8 protein-coding genes are annotated in these 10208 nt (G+C 44.6%); 3 read left to right on the top strand and 5 right to left on the bottom strand.

The features are described from left to right. On the top strand, positions 1-3623 hold a 3623-nt coding region (locus F6K49_RS30335; protein WP_293102586.1), incomplete at its 5' end, for an NB-ARC domain-containing protein. Here F6K49_RS30335 and F6K49_RS30330 read toward each other — a convergent pair. Beyond that, positions 3589-3732 (bottom strand): hypothetical protein, encoded by a 144-nt coding sequence (locus tag F6K49_RS30330; protein ID WP_293102583.1) that lies wholly within the window; start codon positions 3730-3732, stop codon positions 3589-3591. The two genes, F6K49_RS30335 and F6K49_RS30330, sit on opposite strands and share 35 nt — an antisense overlap. Between F6K49_RS30330 and F6K49_RS30325 the strand changes: the two genes are divergently transcribed. Then, the gene (locus tag F6K49_RS30325) at positions 3718-3933 is read left to right on the top strand and encodes a hypothetical protein (protein ID WP_293102580.1); all 216 of its coding nucleotides are present in this window, start codon (positions 3718-3720) and stop codon (positions 3931-3933) included. The two genes, F6K49_RS30330 and F6K49_RS30325, sit on opposite strands and share 15 nt — an antisense overlap. 51 nt (positions 3934-3984) lie before the next feature. On the opposite strand, the gene F6K49_RS30320 is transcribed toward F6K49_RS30325, so the two are convergent. The 3 genes from F6K49_RS30320 to F6K49_RS30310 all read right to left on the bottom strand — a co-directional run bounded on the left by F6K49_RS30320 (position 3985) and on the right by F6K49_RS30310 (position 6300). Further along, a complete protein-coding gene (locus F6K49_RS30320) occupies positions 3985-5412 on the bottom strand; it encodes a hypothetical protein (RefSeq protein ID WP_293102577.1) in 1428 nt (475 codons plus the stop codon). Positions 5413-5693: 281 nt separating this feature from the next. After that, positions 5694-5816: a hypothetical protein gene (locus tag F6K49_RS30315; RefSeq protein WP_293102574.1), complete on the bottom strand. Its 123-nt coding sequence runs from the start codon at positions 5814-5816 to the stop codon at positions 5694-5696. Between the two features lie 25 nt (positions 5817-5841). Next, a complete protein-coding gene (locus tag F6K49_RS30310) occupies positions 5842-6300 on the bottom strand; it encodes a hypothetical protein (RefSeq protein ID WP_293102571.1) in 459 nt (152 codons plus the stop codon). A 107-nt stretch (positions 6301-6407) separates the two neighbouring features. Here F6K49_RS30310 and F6K49_RS30305 point away from each other — a divergent pair, with 107 nt between their 5' ends. After that, positions 6408-9914 carry a caspase family protein gene (locus F6K49_RS30305; protein WP_293102568.1) on the top strand — a complete coding sequence of 1169 codons (3507 nt, stop codon included), beginning with the start codon at positions 6408-6410 and terminating at the stop codon, positions 9912-9914. A gap of 37 nt (positions 9915-9951) precedes the next feature. Here F6K49_RS30305 and F6K49_RS30300 read toward each other — a convergent pair. After that, a partial coding sequence (locus tag F6K49_RS30300; protein ID WP_293102565.1) for a hypothetical protein occupies positions 9952-10208 on the bottom strand: 257 nt, incomplete at its 5' end.

The raw sequence follows: 10208 nt of genomic DNA, 5'->3' as shown, positions 1-10208 counted from the left end.
AAGCATCTCGACAGGGAAGACTAACAATTAAACAGTATCGAAACCGAAAGGGATGGACGATAGAGGATCACAGATGGCTGGTCGAGGCGAGTAAGATCTTAAATCCAGATATCGACTGGGCATCCTCGGAGTATGGGTTGCAAGAAATCTATGCTCCTGGTGTCTCCCTAGCTACTTGGAAACGCTTCTTGCAAGGAAAACCGATTAATGCCCAAGTTTTCCAGGTATTTTGCCAAGTTTTAGGACTTAACTGGGAATATGTAATTGAGAACAGCCTCCCTAAGTCCTCAATCCAGAAGACAACCGCTAAAATCCCCCCAAATCGAGTAGATTGGTCAGCAGCGCCGGATGTGCCAGTTTTTTTTGGACGTACCGAAGAATTAGCTACCTTAGTGGAATGGATTCTCAATGATCGTTGCCGAGTTGTGGCAATTCTAGGAATGGGTGGAATTGGTAAAACTGGACTCTCCCTGAAGCTAGGTAAGGGGGGAATTGGCAAAACTGATCAGTCCCTCAAGCTAGCCCATGGCATTCAGGATGACTTTGAGTACGTAATTTGGCGTACGCTACTGAATGCTCCTCCCATTATCAAAATTCTTGAAGAGCTGATCAAATTTCTCTCCAACCAGGTAGAAACAGATTTACCAGACACCCTAGATGCTCAACTATCACTACTACTTCACTATTTGCGTGAGCATCGCTGTTTGCTAATCCTGGATAATGTGGAGTCAATTCTACAAGGTGGTGAGAAGCCTGGGCAATATCGAGAGGGATATGAGCAGTATGAGCAACTGTTCCGACAAATTGGAGAAGTCTCCCATCAAAGCTGCTTGTTGATCACCAGCCGAGAGAAGCCCCACGCCATTGCCAGACTTGAAGGCAAAACACGACCGGTTCGTTGCCTGGAATTAAGCGGTTTTGATGTTGTAAATGGCAAGAAAATATTTAATTCCATTGCCTCCTTCTCTGGTTCAGATCAGCAATGGCAAAAACTGATTCAATTTTACAACGGTAATCCTTTATCTCTAGAAATTGTTGCCAAGCATATTGATGAAGTTTTTTTGGGTAATATTGGCGACTTTTTAGCAGAAGGTAAACTAGTCTTCGATGACTTTCGTGAAGTGTTAACCTGGCACTTTGAGCACTTGTCAGACCAAGAACAGGAAATTCTGTACTGGTTGGCAATTAATCGGGAAGCAGTTTCCCTTGCCCAACTCCGAGAGGATATCCTCTCACCAGTCGCTAAACAACAGTTACCAGTAACACTGCAATCCCTGCAAAGACGTTTACCTTTGGAAAAAAGTTCAGCAGGCTTTACCCTGCAACCTGTCCTGATCGAGTACATGACTGAAAAAGTCATTGAGCAGGTTAGTCAGGAAATACTCACAGATAAAATAGCTCTGTTTAATTCTCATTGTTTGCTGAAGGCTTTGGCAAAACAGTACCTTCGGGAAGCTCAATCCCTTCTGCTCCTCAAACCAGTAATCGATCGGCTAATCGCTAGTTTGACTAGTCAAGGTCGTCTGGAAGAAACCCTAAATTGTAGTCTTTCAAAGATAAGAGAAGACTTGGTGCCAAAGGTAGGCTATGTAGCCGGTAATATCCTTAATCTGCTCTGCCAACTTAAAACTGATTTAAGGGGTTATGATTTTTCTAATCTCACTATTTTGCAAGCTTACCTTCAGGGGGTAGAGTTGCTAGATGTAAACTTCGCTAATGCTACCATCGCTAAATCAGTTTTTACTCAACCCTTTGGTAGTATTTTGTCAGTAGCATTTAGCCCCGATAGCCAGCTTTTGGCTGCAGGTGATACCATGGGCAAGATTCATCTGTGGCAAATTGCTGATAGTCAATACCGTTTAACCTTAAAGGGACACACCAGTTGGGTATGGTCATTGGCCTTTACTAGGCTAGATGATGGTAACAGTGAAGATACTCAGATTTTGGCTAGTAGCTCTGAAGATCAAACCGTCAGGCTCTGGGATATTGCTACGAGTCAATGCCTCCACACCTTGCGAGGACATAGGAGTAGAATATGGTCAGTTGCTTTCAGTGGAGATGGCACAATTGTTGCTACTGGCAGTGGCGATAAAACCGTTAGAATCTGGGATGTTAGTACCGGTGAATGCTTGAACATCTTGTCAGAGCACTCCCAGACCGTAAGAGCCGTAGCTTGTAGTCCCGATGGTGCCATTCTCGCTAGTGGCAGTGAAGATAAAACTATCAAACTCTGGGACTCTGATACAGGTGAATGCCTCAGCACCTTAGAAGGACACTCTCAGCAGGTCAGGTCACTGGCTTTCAGCCCCGATGGAACTACTCTCGCCAGTAGTAGTGATGACAAAACCGTAAGGCTATGGAATCTTAGTACCGGTGAATGCGTTAAGATTCTGCGGGGACATACAAAAAGCATATGGTCAATCGGGTTTAGTAGAGATGGAACCACTCTCGCCAGTAGTAGTGATGACAAAACCGTAAGGCTATGGAATCTTAGCACCGGTGAATGTGTTAATAAGTTGTACGGACATACCAATGGCGTATGGTCTATTGCTTTCAGTCCAGATGGCGTAACCTTAGCAAGTGGTTGTGATGACCAAACTGTAAGGCTATGGAATATTAACACTGGTCAATGCCTCAACACGTTTCGAGGATATACCAATGGCGTATGGTCTATTGCTTTCAGTCCAGATGGCACAACCCTCGCCAGTGGCAGTGAAGACCAAACCGTCAGACTTTGGGATGTTGGTACCGGTGAATGCCTCGATACCTTACGAGGACATACCAATTTGATATTTTCTGTTGCCTTTAGTCGAGATGGTACAATCTTAGTTAGTGGCTCTAAAGACCAAACCCTCAGACTCTGGGATATTAGCACTGGTGAATGCCTCAACACCTTCCACGGACCCAAGTGGGTACTTTCAGTCGCCTTTAGTCCCAATGGAGAAATCTTAGCCAGTGGTCATAATGACGATAAAGTAAGACTCTGGGATATTAGCACCGGTGAGTGTTTCCAGACCTTATTAGGACACAGGAGTTTGGTCTGGTCAGTAGCTTTCAGTCCAGATGGCACAATTGTTGCTAGTGGCTGTGAAGACCAAACCGTTAAACTCTGGGATGTTGGCACCGGTGACTGTTTGAGTACTTTGCAGGGACACCGGAATATCATCAAGTCCGTTGTCTTTAGTGGAGATGGCAGAATTCTCGCTAGTGGCTGTGAAGACCACACGGTCAGGCTCTGGGATGTTGGCACTGGTGAGTGTCTCAACACTTTGCGTGGACACACCCATCGCTTACGCTCAGTGGCGTTCAACCCTAATGGTAAACTGATCGTCAGTGGTAGTTATGATAAAACCTGTAAGCTCTGGGATGTTCAGACAGGTGAATGTTTAAAAACTCTCCATGGACATACTAATTTGGTATGGTCTGTTGCTTTCAGTCGAGATGGTTTAATGCTGGCCAGTAGCAGCAACGATGGCACAATTAAGTTTTGGGATATTGAGACGGGTCAATGTATCAAAACCCTGAGAGTGCCTAGACCCTATGAGGGGATGAATATAGCTGGTGTTACTGGTTTAACAAAAGCAACTATTAAGTCCCTGAAAGCGTTGGGAGCAGTTGATTAGACTTCGTGGCAGTTGTCGGGAGTCGGGAGTCGGGAGTCGGGAGTCGGGAGTCGGGGGCGTTGCTTAATAATGGAATGATTTTAAGAGTTTTTAGGTGCGCTTTCCGCATCTAATTATTAAATTCGCCACGGGTCGCACCTGTGGAATGGGCATCTTGGTGGAACGGGCATCTTGCCGTGGAATGGGCATCTTGCCGTGGAATGGGCATCTTGCCGTGGAATGGGCATCTTGCGTGGAACTGGCATCTTGCCAGTTTCATGCTTATTTTCGGGCGGGCAGGATGCCCACTCTACGGATCTGGGAACGGTAAGCACTGCCCACCATAGGATTAATTTCAATCGTGCAACAGCTCAGTTCACCCCTACCTACTAGCAGATAAGATTTTTTTGAGACACAAAGCAATTACTCCAAAGATCAGGATGAGCCCAACAGGTACTATCACACTATTGATTAAAGGGTTTTTACAACTGTTCTCCAAGGGTTTTATAATCTTGGATACAGCCTTACACTGCTTCGCTTCAAAATCCACTAAAGCTGTAACCGCTGTGCCCGCACCAACTACCGTTACTATATTTTGAAAAGTGCGATCGCGTTCTGCTTTTTCCAGCTCAATTTGACTACGGATGGCATTTATCCTGGTTTCTAGTAGCCGTAAGCCTAGCGCCATAGTATCATAGTCTTTAGTAACCTGCAATAGGTAATTTTGCTTTACTTCTTTACTAAACGTTTCTAAAAACTTCAGATTATTATCGGCCCCTAATTCTTGGCATTTTTGGTTGATGATTTCTAAACGGGTTTGATAATTGAATAAATTAATCTCGATAATTTGGTTTTGAAAATTTAGTTTAGGCAAATCTAGGGTATAATTATCCAAAGACTTTTGAATATCATCCAGTTTTGCGGCTATGGTTTGCTCCCTAAAGCCAGAAGAGTTTTGGTCACTGATAAGTCTCTGATTTTCTTCAGCCTGCTTATAAAAATTGACCAATGAATTTTTGATTAAGCGACTTTGGCTGTAAGCCCATAAAATTTTGTTTCTATAACTAAACAGACCCATCCAATCCGTATACAACTCCGCTGCCTTTTCCATACTTGCTTGGTCAGGAAAGATCATAATGATTACATGGCAGTTGGCCTGATTCAGGGGTTGATATCGCCACAGCTCAAAAACTTCACCACCAAATAACCTGCCTTTTCCATGTAAATCTTGTGACCAATTCGCCCCTTTATCGAAAACCTTATCACCAGATTTTGCAATGTCTTTTTCCTGTTTGGTCGAACTTTCGGGTGTTGATACTCCATGTAAATCTTGTGACCAATTCGCCGCTGTCTGGAAAACCTGATAACAAGATTGAGCAATGTATTCGTAGCTTTTGCTCGACGTTTTCGCTAACCATCCAGAAAGCATCCAGGTTTGTCCTAGGGTTGCCCTTTCACCTTGTAATCTCCATTCAATTTCGGCTCGGAGTCTGGCAAAACAGTCAGGGGTTTGGGGGTCAGTTTGATTGTTAATGGAACAATCAATTTGCAAACCATAGGTATCATTTAAGCGGACAGGGTAGTAGTACCCTTCTAGGGTATTGTTGGCTGTGGTAAAATCATAGTACTTTTGCCTAGGGAGTAGTTCTAAATATTTGGTTTCTAGATCAGGATCGGAAAATTTACTATCGGCTGGGAGTTTAGCTCGGAACTTAGCTTGCTTTTCTTGCTTCTCAGCTTCAGTGAGGTTGAGAGCATCTCGTAAATCATATAAAAATAAATCCAGAGTTGGAAAGATTAGATCGCTCACTATAGCACTCTTTTCAATTGGGTGAGGTACAAATTATTATTTTAGGAAGCAGGGAGTAGGGAGTAGGGAGTAGGGAGCAGGGAACAGGTAACAGGGAACAGGCTAAAAATCCTGTGGAATGGGCATCAGGCGTGGAACTGGCATCTTGCCAGTTAATGCATCAGGCGTGGAACTGGCATCTTGCCAGTTTCATGGTTATTTTCGGGCGGGCAGGATGCCCACTCTACTCTGTATTCATTCGAAGACTGACGCAACGCCAATTTCTGAGTATAGCGTTGATCCTACTTACGAGCTACATTCAATTTTATTCCCCGATCTCCCCATCTCCCCATCTCCCCATCTCCCCATCTCCCCATCTCCCCATCTCCCCATCTCCCCATCTCCCCATCTCCCCATCTCCCCATCTCCCCATCTTCCAAATTGGGTACTTTACTTTTTAGAAGTCCCTAAAAACTGTTTCAGTTTTTCCAAGGGTAATTGTTTCACAGCTGCTTCTGGCTGTTCTGAACGACTAACGACAATCACAATATTATTAATGTGTTGGTCATAGCCTGTAGGTGATGACTTAGGTTTATATCCTTTGATGACCCAGACACTACTAGTGGTATCGAATTGCTGGATTTCCGCTTCTGTTGGTAGATACTCTAGGGGAATATCGACCCTAGTGTTAATAAGTTGGGTAGAGTAAATTTGGTAACGTTGATTTAACTCAGGATTAGCTGCAATCATCTCTAGTAACTTGGGTTTGGTATACCTCTCCCAGGCCAGAGGTTGGGCATCGAGTTGATCGCCAATTTCTTTGATGCTCTTAGTCTCACCTTGACTCAAGGGTATTTCTAAATCAGTCAGAGCAAGTAAAAAAGCTAATAAGGTGTTGTTGGTATTCATCAGCCACTGCCACTACTTCAATCACTATCTTTATACACGAAGGATCAGCCTAGTGCTGAAAATTGCGATAGTATGTTACCCTAATAAAAATCAACAACCTCGCTCCAATGACACCGGAATGGGAAGCCCTAATCGTTGGGATTAACCGTTATCCAGAATACACTAACTTTAACGACCTGACCGTTGCTGCTAAAGATGGGGAAAATGTCGCTCAACGATTAGAGCAGTATGGCTATGAACCGTTTCGGATTCAGGACTTACCCCTTGGGTTGACCCAAAAAGGAGCAGGAGGAGTACCGAACAGAGGAATAGTCAAATTAGAGGAATTAAGGTCAGCAGTCGCTAATCTGTTTAATCCTCCACCTCCCAACCAACCCCCAGAAACCGCCCTATTCTTCTTTTCAGGCCATGGCTGTAGACAAGAGGTGGATGGTATTGAGGAAGTTTTCTTAGTCACTAGTGATGCCTTTCCTGATGTGGGAATTTATGGCTATCCTCTGCGGGAGTTGGGTGAGCAAATCGCAACTAGCTCAGTGAAAAAGGTAGTGATTTGGTTAGATTGTTGCTACAGTGGCGAGTTACTAAACTTTATTCCAACAAAGAAAATTTACTGCTTGATTACTGCTACTCGTTCCTATGAACCGGGAGTAGAGATTAGCCATGAACAAGGAGTATTTACCAAGGCGTTACTGGCAGGGTTGAATCCGGAAAATCACCCGGATGGTATTGTGAATAGTCATAATTTGGCAGAGTTTATTGAGCAGCGGATGTCAATGACTTCCCAACGTCCTTTAATCGCTAACTCTGAACAAGCCATTCTACTGACTACCCTGTTTCCGAAACTGAGCTTTCAGGATAAGTGCCCCTACCGGTCTCTGTCTTATTTTACCGCTAAACCAGAGGATGCTCTGGTGTTTCACGGTCGCTCTAAGTTGACCCAGCAGTTAATTGAACGAGTTAAAACAAAAGACCGTCTGCTGTTAGTTTTAGGGGCTTCCGGTAGTGGCAAGTCTTCCTTAGTTAGGGCTGGATTATTGTATCAACTGAAGTTAGGGCAGGTAATTGTTGGAAGCGATCGCTGGTATTATCTGGAACCTTTTACTCCTGGTGAAGCACCAAAGCAAAGGTTACAGGAGGTGCTGGAAAATGGGGAGGGCGAGCAGAAGCAGTCAGAGAATTCTAGTGTTACTCCGGTGGTCATAATTATTGACCAGTTTGAAGAGTGCTTCACCATGAGTCAACCTGAGCAACGCCAGGAATTTTTTAACGATTTAATTGAATTAATCGAGAAGAAAGACAATCTAATTGTGTTAATTGCCATGCGCTCTGACTTTCGGGGGTGGCTGCAAGAGTATCCTAAATTAGTAGAGAAGATTAATAGACCATTAATCAATGTTGAACACTTGAACCGTCAGGAAATTGAAGAAGCGATCGCTAAACCGGCGGAATTAGTAGGATTGGGAATTGAGGGCAGATTAAAACAGCAACTGATTAACGATGTGGAAGATTATCCAGGCAGCCTGCCCCTCCTCCAATATACTCTGACGGAATTATGGAAACAGTCAAGGCAGCAGAAGTTTTTATACTTAGAGACTTATCAACAGTTAGGGGGAATTGAGGGAACTCTCGAAAAGAGAGCAAATCAGGTATTTGATAGTCTCTCACCGGAAGCACAAAATGTAGCTAGGCGTTTGTTCTTGGAATTAACTCAAGTGGGAGAGACTCTCGATACCCGTAGACGAGTACGCCTGGGGGAGTTGGTCAATTCTCACCACAGTTTAGAACTGCTCGATGCTGTTAGCCAGAAGTTAGCCAGTTCAGACAACCGCTTGATTACTAGAAGTAATCAGGAAAATTCTGAGGATGTGGTTTTGGATGTGGTTCATGAAGCCTTGATTGGCCACTGGGGAAAGTTGGTGGAGTGGAAGCAAACTTACACAGAGGCAATGGTGGTGGAACGCAAGCTGGAAGCGGCAGCCCTTGAATGGCAGCAGAAGGGAAAGAAGCGTGATGATGTTGGTTTACTGTTGCAAGGAGCGAGATTAGTAGAAGCCCAGGAGTATTTAAACGAGTATGGCGAGTTGGGGATGTTGAATGGGCTGGCCGAGGAATATATTCAGGTAAGCAGTCAAAAGCACAAGCAAATCACCCGTAACCGCCGGTTAGTGGCGGGAGCGTTTACTGGTGGGTGGGTATTGGCGGCAGTTATTTCAACAGCTTTTTGGTTGCAGTCTTTAGAAAGTGAAATTAAAGTCCTGAGTCAACTTTCAGAAACTCTTTTTGTTTCAAAGCAACCCTTTGATGCTCTAAAAGAGAGTTTAAAGGCAGGAGGAAAACTCAAAAAGGCGAATTGGGTAAAAGGTGATACTAGAATTAAAGTGATTGCTAAGTTGCAGCAATCTCTATATGGAGTGAAAGAATTTAATAGCCTGGACGGACGCGATTGGGTCACTAGCGTCGCCTTTAGCCCAGATGCCCAGACTATCGCTTCGGCTAGTTTTGACAACACCGTGAAACTTTGGAATCTGCAAGGCAAACCCCTGCACACCCTCAAAGGCCATAGCGCACCTGTATGGAGCGTGGCCTTTAGCCCAGACGGCCAGACTATCGCTACTGCTAGTAGTGACAAAACGGTGAAACTGTGGAATCTACAAGGCAAACCCCTGCAAACCCTCAAAGGCCATAGGGCAGCTGTCATCAGCGTGGCCTTTAGCCGAGATGGCCAAACTATCGCTACTGCTAGTAATGACAAGACGGTGAAACTATGGAATCTCGAAGGCAAAGTACTGGAAACCCTCACTGGACATAGCCATTGGGTCTCTAGCGTGGCCTTTAGCTATGATGGCCAAACTATCGCTACTGCTAGTAAGGACAAGACGGTGAAACTGTGGAATCTCGAAGGCAAAGTACTGGAAACCCTAACTGGACATAGCGATTGGGTCAGGAGCGTAGCCTTTAGCTATGATGGCCAAACTATCGTTTCTGCTAGTTTTGACAACACCGTGAAACTGTGGAATCTCCAAGGCAAAGAACTGCACACCCTCACTGGACATAGGGCACTTGTCTATAGCGTGGCCTTTAGCTATGATGGCCAAACTATCGCTTCTGCTAGTTATGACAACACGGTGAAACTGTGGAATCTCCAAGGCAAAGAACTGCACACCCTCACTGGACATAGCGGAGCTGTCCTTAGTGTAGCCTTTAGCGATGATGGCCAGACTATCGCTTCTGGTAGTGGGGACAACACCGTGAAACTGTGGAATCTTGAAGGCAAACCCCTGGACACCCTCACTGGACATAGCGCAGATGTCACTAACGTCACCTTGAGCCCAGATGGCCAAACTATCGCTTCTGCTAGTAATGACAACATGGTGAAACTGTGGAATCTGGAAGGAAAACTACTGCACACCCTCACTGGACATAGCGCACCTGTCAATAGCGTGGCCTTTAGCCCAGATGGCAAGACTATTGCTTCTGCTAGTAGTGACAACACGGTGATTTTATGGAATTTCGATCTAGATGATTTAGTGGCAAAAAGTTGTAACTGGCTCCATGATTACCTAGTCACTCATAAAGACGAAGAAGAATTAAGGGAAATTTGTGGTATTAAATGAAGAAGGGAGCAGGGGTAGGTTTTACCCACACTCTCCCCTAGTCCTTATTCAACACTTCCGGTAATTTCCAAGAGCGCCCTTGACAGTAAACATAACCATTATTCGTATAAATCCCAGAAAGTGCCCTAGCTAATATCAAGAATTCCTGCTGTTCTTCCGCAGTCATATAATTTTCATTGTGTAGACTCCCTGAGGCTCGGTTTGGATCTCCTCCGGAGTCCAGATATCGCTGACGAGCCAGAGTGGAGAGTTCTATCATTCGTTGATATTGCTGTTGTTGTAATTCACTTAAGG

The organism is Moorena sp. SIO3I6 (genome assembly GCF_010672095.1).
Note: the sequence above shows the minus strand (reverse complement) of the source record. Positions and strands in the feature narration are given on the sequence as shown.